This is a genomic window from Oribacterium sp. KHPX15 (assembly GCF_900107835.1).
Lineage (GTDB): Bacteria > Bacillota > Clostridia > Lachnospirales > Lachnospiraceae > Oribacterium.
This window is the reverse complement of sequence record NZ_FNRG01000023.1, coordinates 55,611-71,869: the sequence shown is the minus strand read 5'-3', so window position 1 is coordinate 71,869 and position 16,259 is coordinate 55,611. Positions and strand designations below refer to the sequence as shown.

Here is a 16,259-nt window from a genome sequence, read left to right as displayed (position 1 = left end):
AAAATGCGTAATAGTATCATAAATGTAACTATGTATTATAAATGTTCGTACTTGTTTAAATGATTCTTAGAGATAAAATGATGATACAGCAAACAAAAACAAATAGCAAACAAATGGAGGAAAACAATATGTCAAATTTTAAAAAAGTAAATGTAACTGAGGATCCAAGAACAGAGCTTCATGATGTACTGGGGCTGACAGGAGCGGAAATAAGCATCAATCATCTTCCTGCCGGAGCAAGTGTTCCTTTTGTACACTCACATAAGAAGAATGAAGAGATCTATATCATCCTTTCAGGAAAGGGCAAAGCTTCGATAGATGGAGAGGATGTTGAAATTGCAAAGGGCGATGTAGTCAAGATTTCACCAGAAGGAAAGAGACAGTTCTTTGCGGCTGATGATTCAGAGCTTAGCTACGCATGTATCCAGGTTAAGGCCGGTTCAATCGATGGCTACACTGCAGATGATGCCGTGGTATACTAAATCAAAAAAGCAGAAAAAATATCAAGTTTCAGTTTCCTTTCAGCATAGGGTGATATTATAAATTCATCAGATGAGGAACATCTGATACCCTATAGAAGTTTTTTTCATACTACTCTGACCGGCAGCCCCCAAATCTGTCGGTAACCCTCTGAAAACCGATGATCATGTAATATGCACGCTATCATCTTTATATAATAAACCAACCGGCTAGATTTGATTTCTAGCCGGTTTTCTATGATTATTATTCAGTTCGATTAAATCCCATATCTTTATAAACTCTTACCGGATTTCCCCTGACTATCCTTGTATGCTCACGCCAGGCATCATTGGTCTGCTTTGCTTTGTTTTCTGCCTCCTTTTCCGAAAGGATGGCGTTAAGTTTCTGGAGAGCATCTTTTCTGTTAAGCTGCTGAGTCCTTTCTGCTGTTGATGTCACAGTGATACCGGTGGGTATGTGTGTGAGACGTACACCGGTCTCGACCTTGTTGACATTCTGTCCGCCGTTTCCGCCGGAATGGAAGCACTCGAATCGAATGTTCTGATCCTTGCATATCTCGTCAACCTCTGGGATGATACTTACATCCACGAACCAGTTTTTTCGTTTGTGCTCAGGTCGGAAAGGACTCTGGCATATCCACTGAACGGTTCCTTCAAGGCCTGAAAGGTCATTTTCTGTTTTAAACATTATAGAAGTGCAGCACCCCTTGGTTTTTGAAGGATGTTGGCTGATCACCTCCAGATCATCATATTCTTTATTCAGGGATTTAAAGAGCTTTGTGACACAGAGCTCGCATTCTGCCGGTCCCTGTCCGGAACTTATCTGTATTATCATATTTTAAAATCCTCATTATTCTCCACCGGCCTTATAGTTATATACCGGCTTTATAATCTTATCGATCTTTACGGTAGCGTTTATCACATCAGTTATGTCCGTGACCGGTCTGTATGCAAACGGTGCTTCATCTAAGGTGTCCTTACCGATGCAGCTTGAATAAATACCTTTCATCTCCGACTTGAAAGAGGAAACTGTAAAGCTGTTCTTAACATCCTCACGTTTCATGATTCTTCCTGAGCCATGAGGGGCAGAGCAGTTCCAATCCTTGTTTCCAAGTCCTGTTCCGAGAATGATACCGTCACGCATGTTGACAGGAATGATGACTTTCTCATTGTTCTTTGCAGAAATGGCACCTTTTCTCATGATCGGTGAATTGAATAGGGCTAATGTCTCTGACGATGCATCTACATAGTTATGGATACACTCATATGACTCCAGTACCTTCCATTTCATTCCCTTTACAAGTTCATCAAGGATTATCTGTCTGTTAAGGCTGGCAAAGTTTTGAACTATCTGCATGTCATGAAGATAAGAGTCTTTAAGTTCTCCATCAAGCCAGGTGAGTTCATATGGGACATCTATTCCTTTTGATTTCAAGGCTTTCTGTCCTTCATTTAAGTAGTATTCAGTCACTTCTTTTCCAAGATGTCTGCTTCCGGTATGGATTACGATGTAAAGATCATTGTCCGTATCCTTATCGACCTCGATGAAATGATTGCCGCCGCCTAATGTTCCCAAACTGAGTCTTGCTTTATCGGTCCTTATATGTGATGAACAATAAAGATCCGAAAAGTCGAAGTCTTCTGCAAACCTATGTGGCTTTCTCTTGATGTTAAAACCAGAAGGTACGCAGTCTCTGATTACAGTGTCAAGCTTCTGCCCTTCAATCTTTTTTCCTTTGATCTTACCAAGTGTCATACCGCACCCTATATCGATTCCGATAAGATTAGGCATGATGCGGTCCTCGATAGTCATGGTAAGACCAATAGTTCCGACTTTTCCGGGATGAACATCCGGCATTACTCTTATTAAGCACCCTTTTGATGACTCGTTGTCACATATCATCTGAAGCTGGGCTCTTGCATACTGATCAAGGGCAGTGTCGGTATTATTTGTAGTGAAAACATGAGCTTCTGAAAAAGCTCCTTTGATTATCTCCATAGTTGATTTCCTTCGTTAAAAGCACGGAAGGGCATAAAAATACACCTCCCAAATAAAGAGGTGTTGATCATCCTATGAAACTGTAGATATAGGTAGAATATGCCTACTTAATTACAGAAAAAAGGATAACCATCCCTCGGGTTGCGTTTAAGTTTGTTAAAGTGTTCTTAGTCATGATGGCCTCCTTTCTGAAAATCGAATTAAATGTTACTGAGATAGATGTTAACACATATTAAGGATATTGCAACTGGCTATTTTAGGTGTGGGTTAATGCTATATACCTATAATATCACAGAATTTTCGAAGCGAGATTCAAGGTAACTCACAGTTTTTCAATAAGGCTTTTCATTTCTTCGCGCCATTTTTCTACCTATTTGCCCCCGGTAAACCATTTTGTGTCGTATTTTGGCAGCATAATTCTTAGCCATTCCTCTCTGGCTGCTTCGTACAAAGCTTCAGCGCCCTTTTTCTTTTGTATATCGATAAAAATCTCTCTTAACCATATAATTGCAGATTCCTTAATAAGAAAAGGTACTCTAAGAATCATGTCATCTTTGATTTCCATCATGCTTTTCCTTGGTATTTTTTTATTCTGAATAAAAAAGTCGCTTTCATTGACATCTAAAATCTTGTGACATTCAAGATCCGCCTCTCAACTATCTTCAGTACATCTTACTGTAAGGATATATAAAATCTTATATTCCATAATTAGCATCTCCATTGATTTAAGTGGTTAAGTAGAAACAACATGATGTTAACAAAGAGAATGTGCCGAAAATGGCACATTGTTTTTGCTAATAATATGTTCTGTATCAAGAATGAATAAGATTGCTCCTGATGAGAGACATGAACCAAGAGGATTAAAATAAAGCAAGATATATTAAAGAGAGTAAGGATTTGAATGATGATTAAAGATGAGTGCGAAGATGACATAGATTTAGAATATTTTGATAGGTACTTAGAGATTTTAAGTATTGAAAATGAAATAAGCAATATGTATGAGCAAGCTATCGAAGTCTGCGTAAAATCCATGCATTCGGCTTTATCTGACGGAAAGTACGAGACTGCTTTTAAATTAGCAAAAAAACTGCAAGGATATAGTACATTTACAAATCGTGATGAGATAGAAGCGTGTTATAAAGTCTGTGCGGAACATGGCATACTGGAAGCTCTTATTTATCAAATGGAGAATTATATTGATACAGATAAGGAAGAAGTAAATCCAGAAGCTTTTCCATATCTGTATCAACTTGCTGAGTTGGGATACGTAAAGAGTTTTAGATGGTTGGCGGATTGCTATAGTCAGGGCATTGGATGTGAACGTGACCTTTATAAATCAGAGCATTTATATCAGGAAGGGATGATTTTTGACTGTGATGAATACTGTCGAAAGACATATGCTAACCTGAATCTGGAAATAGAGGAATATTCAGGAAATGACCCATTAATGATTGCCATAAAGACGATTGTATGTAGTATAAACGAAGAAAAGGTGGATTATACACGTATTGAGATTGCAAAGTTGATTTTGGAAGGCAAATTAAAAGAGTATATGCCGTAGTCAGCATTCGCAATTTTAAAGAATACAGGTCTTACCTACAATGGGGTAACAGAGTATCTTACAGGGCAATGTGTTTTGTATGGAATCGGCACCGAAAAGAATCCTACTCTGGCGAAATATATACTTGAAGAAGCAGTCAAGTGCCTCGAATATGAGCTAAAACATTGGGATGATTTTATGTCGGTCAGAAATCGTATAAGGCGTTATGCTTTTAAAAAAGAGTATTACGTATGTGCACTTGATGGGGCCAAAATCTTCTTAAAACAGGCGAAAATAGATGAAAAAAAGCTGGACAGAGGATATATGGAGAGGACCTATGATGGACAATTGGATGATTTAACAAAGCAAATAGTATTTAATGAATGGAAAAAACCAGGACATCTTTTTATCAAGAGAGCAGTTAATTATTTATGAGATCATATTAGGACGATGCGCTAAAAACAGCGCATCGTCTTTTTTATAATCTTGGCATAAATAAGGACATGTTCGCACAGGAAAGGGGCTCATAAAATGAATGCTTTGAATGAAGATCATAAAGTGTCGGTAAATACTAGCTTGGTATATGGAAGAAGATTTGAAGGTAAAGCGATACCTGTTTCAGAAATATATGGTGAAATGCAGTCCGTAATAGTGGAAGGTCGTGTGTTCTGCTATGAGAGAAGGCCAATCAGAAACGATAAAGCTCTATTGACATTCGGCATCACTGACTTAAAGGACAGTATAAAGGTTAAGCTCTTTATTACGAACAAGGAAATTCCGGCTATGGAACAATATATAAGAGATGGGGCGTTTCTTAGGATTAAGGGAAGTATTGTTTATGATTTCTATGATAAAGAGATATGTCTCCAGAAGATAACCGGTATCATGACCATGCCAAACAATAATCCTATAAGAAAGGATCATTCAGAAAAAAAGAGAGTAGAGCTCCACTGCCATACAAAAAAGAGTGCCCTAGACGGAGTATCAGATGTCAGCGATCTTATAAAACAGGCATATGACTGGGGGATGCCGGCATTAGCCATTACGGATCATGCCGTGGTTCAAGCGTTAACCGAGGGGTATCAGTATATTTGCTCTTATAAGAATAAACATAAGGATTCTGATATTGATAAATTCAAACTTATCCTGGGGGTTGAGGGATATCTTGTTGATGATTACGGGAATGAATTGAATGATAAAGATCTGGAAGGACTGGGAAAAGATACTATAAAACATCTTCCCTCCAGTCATGTAGTTATACTTGCTCGAAACGAGACAGGAAGAATAAATCTTTATAAGCTTATCAGTGAATCACATCTTAATTATTTTTATAGAAAACCACTTATCCCTAAGAGCTTGCTGGCAAATTATAGGGATGGGCTAATAATCGGTTCGGCTTGCTGTGCCGGTGAGTTGTATAAGGCAATATTAGCTGGTGAGGATAAAGTTGAGATAAAAAAGATAGTTGATTTCTATGACTATCTTGAGATCCAACCTGTATCTAACAATTACTTTATGATACCGGATGAAAAATATACAAATATAAAATCAGAAGATGATCTCAGGTCAATAAATATGGAGATAGTAAGGCTTGGCGAAATATATGGAAAACCCGTTGTTGCAACAAGTGATGCTCACTATCTGAATCCGGAAGATGGGATATTGAGAGAAGTGATACTCACTGTTAAAGGAATGGATGAAGAACCTGCTCCCTTATATCTCAGAACTACCGATGAGATGCTGTCAGAGTTTAAGTACCTTGGAGAAGATAAAGCAAGGGAAGTTGTAATAGAAAATACCAACCATATAGCGGATCTATGTGAGCATATTTCTCCAGTCAGACCCGATAAGTGTCCGCCGGTAATCAAAAACAGTGATGAGACACTAAGAAACGTTTGTTATGAGAAGATACATAGTCTTTATGGAGATATGCTTCCCACGATAGTAGAAGACCGATTAGAGAAAGAACTGAATTCCATCATCGGTAATGGATATGCTTCTTTATATGCTATAGCTCGTAAGTTAGTTGAGAAGTCTGTACAGAAAGGTTACCTTGTAGGGTCAAGAGGCTCTGTCGGCTCGTCATTTGCTGCATTTGCTTCAGGAATAACTGAAGTAAATCCTTTGCCCCCACATTATTTGTGTCCAAAGTGTAAATATTCGGATTTTTTAAGTGAAGATGTTGCCATGGTCAAGGGCGGATCTGGGTATGATCTTCCGGATAAGATTTGTCCTGTCTGCGGAACTCCATTAAGGAAAGATGGATTTGATATACCATTTGAAATATTCCTGGGATTTGATGGAGATAAAGAGCCTGACATTGATCTTAACTTTTCAGGCAGGATTCAAAGCACAATACACAAATATACTGAAGAAATATTTGGGAAGGGAAACTGTTTTAAAGCCGGAACCATAAGTTCGCTAGGACCCAAAACAGCTTATGGGTATGTGAAGAAATACCTGGAAATAAAGGGGATATCAAAACGATCCATTGAAATCCAAAGACTTGTCGATGGATTTGAAGGAGTGAAAAACGGCACCGGGCAGCATCCAGGTGGAATCGTAATCCTTCCCAAAGGAGAGAACATATATAGCTTTACACCTTTACAATACCCGGCAAATGATAGTAACAGCTATTTTATCACAACCCATTTTGATTATCATTCAATAGACCATAATCTTTTAAAACTTGACTTGCTTGGTCACGATGATCCGACAATGCTTAGATTTTTGAATGATATTACGGGGGTTAACTCTATCGATGTCCCATTTAACGATGATAGGGTTATGGCTTTGTTTAAGGGTACTGATGTACTTGACATTACTCCTGATCAGATAGGCGGCACTAAGGTCGGAACTATAGGACTGCCGGAATTTGGAACAGATTTTGCAATGAGCATGATCCTGGATGCCAAGCCACAGATGTTTTCTGATCTTGTAAGGTTAGCAGGTTTATCGCATGGCACGGATGTGTGGCTGGGGAATGCCAAAGATCTTATTTATTCAGGGATCACAACACTAAGATCATGTATATGCTGCAGGGACGATATAATGACTTACCTTATAGAGAAGGGCATAGATAAAAGCACTTCGTTCAGAATAATGGAATCAGTCAGAAAAGGGAAGGGCTTATCAGGTCAGATGGAAACAGCTATGAAAGAAGCCGGTATTCCGGAGTGGTATATGGATTCCTGCAGGAAGATAAAATATATGTTTCCAAAAGCACATGCTGCAGCATATGTAATGATGGCCTGCAGAATTGCATATTTTAAGATCTATTATCCACAGGCATTTTATGCTGCATGGTTCTCCATAAGAGCAAACTCTCTTAACTACGAAAAGATGTTTTGCGGTCATGATGTTTTAGAGGAACATCTGGCAGAATACAGGTCCAAAAAATATCTAACAGCGTCTGAAAGTGATGAATATACCGCATTAAGAGTAGCTGAAGAGATGTATGCAAGGAATATTGAGATAGCACCTATAGATCTTAAAATGGCTCATCCATCAAATTTTACGATTGTTGGAGAAAGAGTAATGCCAAGCTTTTCAAGCATCTGCGGGCTGGGTGAAAAGGCGGGGGAAATGATTGTTAATGAACTCCGGATCAGACCCTTCTCATCAATAAGTGATTTTAAGAAAAGAACAAAATGCTCTCAGATGGTTATAGATACTCTGCTACGTCTTGGATTATTGAAAGATTTACCAAATCCGAAACAACTCAGTATTTTTGATTTTATGGAGTAGTGCTTATGAAGAAATTGGTATGTCCATGCTGCGGATGGAGTGATTTTTTAAAATATACGGATTCCGATAAAGTATATTGCCAGGCTTGCGGGCTTGAATACACAGAAGATGAAGTACTGAAGTTCGAAAAAGAAGTTCCTGAAGATGAAACCGGAGACTATGGGATTACGGTGATAGATAAAGACCGTGGCGGCTATGGCTCTTTTAATGGTCATAAGTCAGACGCTTATTACGATAAGTGGGTAAAAGAAGCTGTTAAGTATAACGATAGATCTGAAGGGATCGTTACAAAGAAGGACGAAGGCGGCGGAATACAAAAGTCAAGGAATAGAACAAATTAGTACGATTCAAAATCAATCAGAATGGTGGTAGTGACAAATGTTATATGAAGTTGATGATAAATTGTTAGATAGCGTTACAAAAGATATGTTAGATCCTAAAAAAGGGAAAATGGAGACCGGCTTTTCTCAATTAGATGATATGACCGGGGGCTATAAAAAGGGACAATTAGTAGTGCTTGGCGCCAGACCGGCCATGGGAAAAACGGCATTTGCCTTATCAATGCTTAATAAAATATGTATCAGAGACAATTATGCTTGCGCATATTTTACGAATCGGAATTCTAAAGAGTCACTTTTAAAGAGACTTATATGTATAAATGGAGAGATGGATATTTTTCGTGAGATTGGGTACGAGAGAATTGATGATTGCGCAAAGGCTATTGGGAGTTCGCCTCTATGGATTGATGATACTCCGGTTCAGTACATCGAAGATATTGCCAATAAGTGTAATGAAATCAGAGAAAAGCAGTCATTGGATTATGTTTTTGTGGATTTTTTGCAAGATGTTAAATGCAGACATTCAGATTTTATAAATAAACCGGATGAGCAGGAAGAGATAATTCGTAGATTAAAGAAAATAGCCGAGAATATGCAGTGCGTGGTATTTGTGTTGTCTCAACTGAAAAGATCGACTGAAAGAAGACTCTGGCATTATCCTAAGATGGCTGATTTTGAATCTCATGTTGCATTGGACAAATATGCAGATGTGATTTTTCTGTTGTACAGACCCAGCTATTATGACCGAAAAGCCAATTCGAAATACGCTCAAATATATCCGGCAAGAAGTGAAAATATATGTGGTATTTTCACATCTCTTGATTATGAGCCTGAATATGCAGCATTTTATGACTCTGGTGAAATAGGCAAAAAATAAAGGGTACATCACCATTTGAATAATAGTACATATGGAAAGAACCTATGATTATGACTCAATTATAAAGAACAAGAATCAGCCGATATTGCTTAGAGGTAAATGTGCTAAAAAACGCACATTGGATCGTGGTATAAAGAAAATACGTACCACGAAATATTATCAAGCCGAGGAAAGCAATATGTATGGTACCGGAACAAAGAAGATGTTAAACATACTTATACTGGATATCCTGAGGGAATACTCTGACAGTGACCACAGGCTCCTACAACAGGATATTATAGATCTGTTGAAAACTAATTATGGAATGGACTGCGAAAGAAGAGCCATAAAAAACAATATCGTTTCTCTCATAGAAATGGGATATGACATCGCTGCAGAGAAAGGATATTACCTTAGGACGAGGGAATATACGGATGCAGAGTTAAGGATCCTGATAGACAGTATTTTTACTTCAGGAGCCATAACTGACAAAGAGGCTCATTCTCTTGTAAAGAAGCTTGAAAAGCATTCAAACAAGTACTTCAAGTCCCATGTAGCGCATATACATTGCACGTCCAGCGGAAAAAATGCAGAGAATGAAAATGTAATGACTTCGATAGCAGTGATAGATACTGCGATTTCTAAGGGCAAGAAGATAAGCTTTTCATATCTCCAATATGGAATCGACTTTAAGCTGCATCCGAAGCGGGATATCAAGTACATTGTTAACCCATATCAGATGATCAGTAACAAAGGGAAGTATTATCTTCTGGGTAACTACGATGAACATGACGGGATATCTCATTACAGACTGGATCGTATAGCTAATGTTGAGATACTTGATGATAATCGGAAACCTATGAAAAAAGTCAAAGGACTGGAGAACGGCCTTGATATTTCGAAGTATATTGCGGAGCGTGTTTATATGTACTCCGGGGAAAGTGAGCATATAAGGTTACGGACCAATGAGAAGCTTATGGATGCACTGATAGACAGTTTCGGTAAAACATTCCGGGTAGAGCTTGGTGAGGGCAGCGACATCTATGTGGACCTAAAATGTAATCCGGAGGCATTTTTCTATTGGGCAATGCAGTTCGGGCAGAATATAGAGGTCCTGGAACCGGAAAGCATGAGATCCCGAATAAAGCAGGCATCACTAAGTGTTTACAAGAAATATAAGGACTAAAATCCGGCATAAAGTAAGTGAAAGAGTGTAGAAAGATGATTAAAGTAATACCACACAGGGGAATGAGACAGATCGGCGGAGTATGCACGGAAGTCGCCACAGATGAAGCAAGGATACTTTTTGATTTTGGATCCCCTCTAGAAGATGAGGGTGACCAGAATCCCCTGAGTATAGAAGGGATAACTAAAGGAGAAGTCGATTGTGACGCGATATTCCTGACACATTATCATGGTGACCATGTGGGGGAAATACCGAGTATAAAAGCCGGGATACCTGTGTATATGCAAAAAACAGCAAGGAAACTGCTCTTGGCACAGCAACAGCATATGCAATGCCATGGACAGGAGGTCTGGGCTGACAGTGCAAGGAATCTTGAATATGGTGTCCCTGTAATCATAAAAGATCTGAAGATCACTCCGATTGAGTCCGATCATTCCGCGATAGATTCTCTGATGTTCTTAATTGAAGGTCATGGTAAGCGGATCCTTATTACCGGGGACTACAGAATGCACGGTTATCATGCTGAAAGAATGGAAAAGACCTTCAGGGAAATGGGACATATCGATCTCATGATCACTGAAGGAACAAATCTTACTAATGACTATAAGGGTTTTTATAAGAATGAAAAGGATGTCGAGAATAGATTTAAAGAGTTAAAGCAGAAGTACAAGTACGTCTTTCTGTTTACGTCATCCTCAAATATAGACAGGATTTCAGCCTTCTCAAGACAGGTTCCTTATGGTCAATATGTTATTACCGATGATTATCAGAAGAGAATTCTGAAAATAGCGGATGAAGAAAGGGAAGATAAGTACAAGTCACATAAGGTGTTGTATTATAGCGATTATCTTAAAGATAAGATGGAAAATTGCGGATTCGGAATGGTTGTAAGAACCGGTGAAAAGTTCTGTCAGATTGTTAAAAATTATTTTGACGAGTACCCAGATGATACGATTCTTATCTATTCCATGTGGAGCGGTTACAGGACGTTACCGGGAGTTAAGAAAATTCTTGATATTGCTAAAAACCAGGAGACTATTCATGTTTCTGGGCACATCACTAGTGAAGATTTAGAGAAGGTTGTTAAAACAGTTAAGCCAGTTAAGCTTATGATTCATCACACTTCAGTCGAAGAAAAATTTGGAGAAATAATTACACTTCCTAAGAATGTAAAATCTCTTTTTTTATTAGATGGCGAAAGTATTGTATTAGGTAAAAATGAGAGCGTTGATATTATCGTGTAGAGTAATATTTATGCTGTGATTTAAGAACAATCAAAGGATAATAACAGTCATGCATAAAAAATCTGAAACAAAAATAGAGGAATTATTAAACGATAATCCTAAATCAATTATGGTTTTATATAGGATGCTTAAAACTGACAACTTCAATCTTTTTCAAGAGGGTGACAAATTATGTGATTATTTACTCAATAACAAGAATCTTTTGAGTCAAATACCTACTGAGTTAACTTACGCTGGCGAAGATTTACGTACAGAACGCGGTTGGAAAGATAAGGAATACAGAATAGATACAAGGGATGGATATCCTGTCGGCTTGAAAGAAAGACAGAAATTGGACGATACACCCATAGACTCTCTATCCGAGGATCTGCTTGCCATGCATTTTTTTAAGCAAGGACGATCTAAAAAAGAAATTAAAAATCCAGATAAAATAGAGAATCTCGGATATATATTGGATTATCAAATGCCGATAGGTGGAACGTTATCACTATTGAAGGTTTCTTCTAATGATAAATATAATAAGAGCGATAAGAGTTATCCTTTTGGGATACGGAATCCATTAAATAATGATCATTTATTTTCACCAGGAAAATGTGATTTAATCTCTTATGATAACAATCAATTTACTATTTTAGAATTAAAAATAAAGGATAGTCCCGAGCCTTTAATAAGGGCAGTTCTCGAAGTGTATACATATTACCAAATGTTGAATAAGGAAAAGGTGACCGAAAATCTAAGAGAATACTATCCTAATTTAAATATTCCTGATTATAAAAAAGTAAAATGGCGTAAATCCCCTTTATTATACAAAGGAGAAGATCAGAAACAGTTCATAGAGTACGCAAATCCTTCATCTAATTTACGGAAGCTTACGAAAGAGTTAGATATAGAACCGATATGGTACAGGTTTGAGAATAATAAAGTGGTAATTGGATAACTTAGGAATAAAACTTTAAATAAAATCATTTAGAATTAACAAACAGCTCTGTTTATTTGGGCTTAGATTTGGATGGTAAATACATACAAAGTATCTTAAAACTGTATTGGAGGAAGTAGGCATGGGACAAAAAATCAGCGAAATGATTTATATAACATTAATGAAGAAGCAGTAAAGTATTACTACTCGGTGCTTAGATCTGATAAAGGAAAAACAGGCTCCGCATGTTTGAATGAATCAGGTCTCACTCAGGAAACAATTGATAGTTTCAGACCGGGATATACCGGAGAAGGTAAAAGAGGACTTGTAGATTATCTTAATGGCAAGGGATACCTTGATGATGTGATAATCGAAGCAGGACTTGCTAAAAAGAATGATGAAGACGGTATCGAAGATACTTTTCAGAATAGAGTCATCATTCCGGTAATAGATGATGAAAATAGGGTTATTGGGTTTTCCGGAAGAAGCGTAGATGATGAGTGTATGTCAAAATATCTAAACACACGAAAAAATGTAGTCTTTGATTCGAGTAGCAATGTGTTTGGATTGGATCATGCAAAAAATTCCTCAGCAAATTACATGATTCTCTGCGAAGGGTATATGGATGTTATGGCCCTACATCAGGCAGGATATGATATGGCGGTTAAACCTTTGGGATTAGAATTTACTACTGAGCATGCAAATTTAATTAAAAAATATAAACAGGATGTGATTATAGCGTATGATAATGATAAATACGGCAGAAATGCAGCTTCAGTTGTAAAGGATATTCTTGATAAAGAAGGTCTTCGAGGGATACAAATAGACTTGTCTCCTTATAGTGATCCTCTAGAATACATTACAAAAGCGGGTAAAACCGCATTTGAGGGATTATTGAAAACTGTTACATCATAACACGGAAGATTAAAGTGATGTGCTAAAAAAGGCACATCGCTTTATTTATTATGTACTTAAGAAACATCAATAATAATGGATCATGGAGAAACAACTAATGATACCCTTGTCACTAAACCAAGAAAATTGAAGATACTATAGGTCAAGCATATAAGTTTTATTGAAATCTGGTAATAAGAATAACATATATAATATTTAGAGATAAAGAGAGGCAAGAACAATGAATGATAATAGAAGTGTTAGCAAACAATTCTTGGAAGCATTTTTAGAAAAGGGAGCTTTAAGTCCCTTTCTAGCCAAGGTGAAAGAAAAAAATAGTGGACTACAGTTGCGATTTAGAGGAAACAATACTCCCGAAGCTGTTACGATTTATTATAATAATCATGTCGTATGGAAAATATCCAGATATGCGCGTGGATATAAGATCGAGGTTAGTGCCAATCATGTTAAAGGGTTGCAAAGAAGTGAGTTATTAGAAAAGTTGCAGCAAGAACCGCTGTGCTTTATTACAAAAAGTGAGCATGCGAAGTCCTATCCCTATGTGGTTAAAAATTCCTTTGACGACTACTTTGTAAATAGTACATACAACATAATGGTAGGTGCAATAAAAGAGTATTTCGGTTCCAGGAAATATCGGGAGAAGAGAATTCAACAAGAATTGTTTGAAACTCTAACCGAATCTCAAGATGGATTATATGTCTATGATTTGGAATTTAAGCAGAAAAATAATAAGCTTGAAAACGAGCCAGACATGCTTGCTGTTAGGTATTCAGGGGGTGAACCTCAGGCCATAGTTTTAATCGAGGTTAAGTCTAAATGGAAAGCATGTGAAGATGGAAAAAGCGGCTTAACAAAGCATTTAGAAGGAATGAAACTTTATATAAATGAGAGTCCATATTTAAATAATAGAAAGCAAGAGGCCCATGACATTATTTCAGCTTACAAGGGTTTGAAACTGCACAATCCTCCTAAGAATGTTCCTGATCCAGAAGATCTAAATAATTTCGAGATGATGATTATACTTACTGATTCAGCTGTGGATTATTATAAAGAGCATGAGGGAATTATTAATATGCATATCCAAGGGAACAACTATAACTGCAAAATTGTTGAATGGACTGAAAGAAAAACACAAAGACTGTTGTTTGATAATCAAAAATAATATTCTTACTGAAACGAGTAATAAATAAGTGATGTGCCAAAAAAAGCGCATCACTTATTGTATTATTATTTCGTAAACGATTCAAAATCGACGTAGTCGAAAAAAAATCCCCGACCCGTCGATAGACGAGTCGAGCAATATTAGCTCTTCCTGATATACTCCGGTAAATTTGGAGACCAGGGGAGCAGGTTATCAATTATGAACTGTCGCCGTTGATCTTCTGGATCATCACGATGCTGCGGCAGTACCTGAAGGATATACTCGAAATAAGCATACGGCTTCAGATCATTTGCTTTGGCTGTTTCAGCCATTGAAAATAAAACAGCACTTGACTGAGCACCAGCTAAGGAATCGATCATCACAAAGTTCTTTCTTGAAATGACGAAATTGCGGATCTTCCGTTCAGCTTCCGAATTATCAAGTGGAACTTGGGCATTACTTATAAAGCCACGAAGATATACTTCCTGGTTTAAACTGTATGTAAGTCCCTTACCTGTTTCGGATTTAGGCCTTGCCTTTTTAGATTCAACCTGTTTTCTGATCCAGTTAAAATAATCATCAAGGTCCTTTTTGAGGTCCACTGTTCTTTTCAGCAGATGTTCTTCCTCAGAAAGATCCTTCCATTGATTGTCTTTCCGGAACAGAGAGGCGATGCGCTGAAGAGCTTCTTCAGAAATCTTTAACTCATCGCTGTAAGCCGGTTTGCCCTGCAGAGCTTTTACTGCATTGGCAAAGTGTCGTCTGGCATGCGCCCAGCACCCACAGATAACGATCGACTCACCAAGGTGATGGTATGCATCATAACCATCGCAGCATAGGAAACCGTGATAATTTTCAAGGAATTCCTTTGCATGGATATGCGCCCGGGTCTTCTGGTATTCGAAGATGACAACCGGATGCTGGTCTGCCTCCTTGGTGTAGACCCACATGTAACTGGTGGATCCGGCCGGTCGGCCGTCTTTGGCGACTTTGACCGTAGTCTCATCTGCATGAACCACGTTGCAGGTGAGCAGATCTTGCTTCAGGCAGTCATAGATCTGTGAAAAATACAGATCAGATACATTGATCATCCAGTGCGCCATCTTTTGCCTTGTCAGAAGAGCGCTATGCTCTGAGAAAGTCTTCTCCAGACGCATAAAGGTGACAGCATTGACGTACTTCGCTGTCATGATGCCGGCAAGTAATGACGGCGATGCAACGCTCTTATCAAATGGCTTTATAGGATGTGGTGCTGTGATAATCGTACCACATGAATTGCATTTGTATGTGTAGACGGTATGTTCCTCAACCTCAAAGGATGCAGGATGGAATGCAAGCTGACGATAGGTCTTCTTGCCGATTTCAGTATAAGTGCCTCCGCACTTGCACTGAAGTTCTGACTCATCGAGTTTATGTGGGACATTGACTACCGGGAATGGCTTAAGAAGCTCGTCAAGCTTTCCGACCTCACGAGGCTTTCGATTGTGCGATGTTTTCTTCTCGGATGGCTGTGAAGGATTGATATCCTCGATCTCAGGCTCACGGAGCTCGGCTTCAGAGGCGTCAACAATGGTTATCTCGGCTTCATTGAAGCAGAATTCCATCTGGTGATCTATCTGGTCAAGCTTTTCTGTACGACGGCCAAACCTGTGATCAAGATGAGTGTTTAGATACTCTGTAAGCTCATCCAGTTTTCTGTTTTGGGCAGCTATCTGCTGTTGCATGGTATAGACCATCTCAACCAGTAGACTGTTTGAAAAATGCTGCAACTGTTCTTTTGTGTATTCTTTAATTTCATCGCTCATGATGTAAATTTACCACTAAAGAACAGCAAGGTACAGAGCTTAGGCCAAAGATGTGGAGTGCTGGCAAAAGTTGTGGATTTTCAAGGCTTTTTG

15 protein-coding genes are annotated in these 16,259 nt (G+C 38.2%); 11 read left to right on the top strand and 4 right to left on the bottom strand.

What is annotated here, in order from left to right; all coding sequences use genetic code 11:
* Positions 1 to 128 precede the first annotated feature (128 nt).
* Positions 129 to 482: a cupin domain-containing protein gene (locus BLV86_RS12990; protein WP_090818218.1), complete on the top strand. Its 354-nt coding sequence runs from the start codon at positions 129 to 131 to the stop codon at positions 480 to 482.
* 241 nt (positions 483 to 723) lie between these two features.
* On the opposite strand, the gene prfH is transcribed toward BLV86_RS12990, so the two are convergent.
* From prfH to BLV86_RS12975, 3 genes are all read right to left on the bottom strand, one after another.
* Positions 724 to 1,314 carry a peptide chain release factor H gene (prfH, locus tag BLV86_RS12985; RefSeq protein ID WP_090818215.1) on the bottom strand — a complete coding sequence of 197 codons (591 nt, stop codon included), beginning with the start codon at positions 1,312 to 1,314 and terminating at the stop codon, positions 724 to 726.
* A gap of 15 nt (positions 1,315 to 1,329) precedes the next feature.
* Positions 1,330 to 2,478, bottom strand: coding sequence for an RtcB family protein (locus BLV86_RS12980; protein WP_090818212.1), 1,149 nt, complete (start codon positions 2,476 to 2,478; stop codon positions 1,330 to 1,332).
* Between the two features lie 370 nt (positions 2,479 to 2,848).
* The gene (locus BLV86_RS12975) at positions 2,849 to 3,043 is read right to left on the bottom strand and encodes a hypothetical protein (protein ID WP_090818209.1); all 195 of its coding nucleotides are present in this window, start codon (positions 3,041 to 3,043) and stop codon (positions 2,849 to 2,851) included.
* Positions 3,044 to 3,379: 336 nt separating this feature from the next.
* Between BLV86_RS12975 and BLV86_RS12970 the strand changes: the two genes are divergently transcribed.
* From BLV86_RS12970 to BLV86_RS12925, 10 genes are all read left to right on the top strand, one after another.
* A complete protein-coding gene (locus BLV86_RS12970; protein WP_090818206.1) occupies positions 3,380 to 4,039 on the top strand; it encodes an SEL1-like repeat protein in 660 nt (219 codons plus the stop codon).
* Positions 4,040 to 4,216: 177 nt separating this feature from the next.
* A complete protein-coding gene (locus BLV86_RS12965) occupies positions 4,217 to 4,453 on the top strand; it encodes a hypothetical protein (RefSeq protein WP_139297923.1) in 237 nt (78 codons plus the stop codon).
* Positions 4,454 to 4,549: 96 nt separating this feature from the next.
* Positions 4,550 to 7,765, top strand: coding sequence for a PolC-type DNA polymerase III (locus BLV86_RS12960; protein WP_090818200.1), 3,216 nt, complete (start codon positions 4,550 to 4,552; stop codon positions 7,763 to 7,765).
* 5 nt (positions 7,766 to 7,770) lie between these two features.
* Positions 7,771 to 8,106: a hypothetical protein gene (locus BLV86_RS12955; protein WP_090818197.1), complete on the top strand. Its 336-nt coding sequence runs from the start codon at positions 7,771 to 7,773 to the stop codon at positions 8,104 to 8,106.
* 37 nt (positions 8,107 to 8,143) lie between these two features.
* The gene (locus BLV86_RS12950; RefSeq protein WP_090818194.1) at positions 8,144 to 8,980 is read left to right on the top strand and encodes a DnaB-like helicase C-terminal domain-containing protein; all 837 of its coding nucleotides are present in this window, start codon (positions 8,144 to 8,146) and stop codon (positions 8,978 to 8,980) included.
* Between the two features lie 31 nt (positions 8,981 to 9,011).
* Positions 9,012 to 10,145: a helix-turn-helix transcriptional regulator gene (locus tag BLV86_RS12945; protein ID WP_242873307.1), complete on the top strand. Its 1,134-nt coding sequence runs from the start codon at positions 9,012 to 9,014 to the stop codon at positions 10,143 to 10,145.
* 35 nt (positions 10,146 to 10,180) lie between these two features.
* Positions 10,181 to 11,389, top strand: a complete 1,209-nt coding sequence (locus tag BLV86_RS12940) for an MBL fold metallo-hydrolase (protein WP_090818187.1) — start codon at positions 10,181 to 10,183, stop codon at positions 11,387 to 11,389.
* A 49-nt stretch (positions 11,390 to 11,438) separates the two neighbouring features.
* Positions 11,439 to 12,326: a hypothetical protein gene (locus tag BLV86_RS12935; RefSeq protein ID WP_090818184.1), complete on the top strand. Its 888-nt coding sequence runs from the start codon at positions 11,439 to 11,441 to the stop codon at positions 12,324 to 12,326.
* 189 nt (positions 12,327 to 12,515) lie between these two features.
* Positions 12,516 to 13,220, top strand: coding sequence for a toprim domain-containing protein (locus BLV86_RS12930; protein ID WP_090818181.1), 705 nt, complete (start codon positions 12,516 to 12,518; stop codon positions 13,218 to 13,220).
* A 220-nt stretch (positions 13,221 to 13,440) separates the two neighbouring features.
* Complete coding sequence (locus BLV86_RS12925; RefSeq protein ID WP_090818178.1) at positions 13,441 to 14,382, top strand: hypothetical protein; 942 nt, start codon at positions 13,441 to 13,443, stop codon at positions 14,380 to 14,382.
* Positions 14,383 to 14,522: 140 nt separating this feature from the next.
* On the opposite strand, the gene tnpC is transcribed toward BLV86_RS12925, so the two are convergent.
* On the bottom strand, positions 14,523 to 16,166 hold the full coding sequence (gene tnpC / locus BLV86_RS12920; protein ID WP_090818175.1) for an IS66 family transposase: 1,644 nt from the start codon (positions 16,164 to 16,166) through the stop codon (positions 14,523 to 14,525).
* Positions 16,167 to 16,259: the final 93 nt, after the last annotated feature.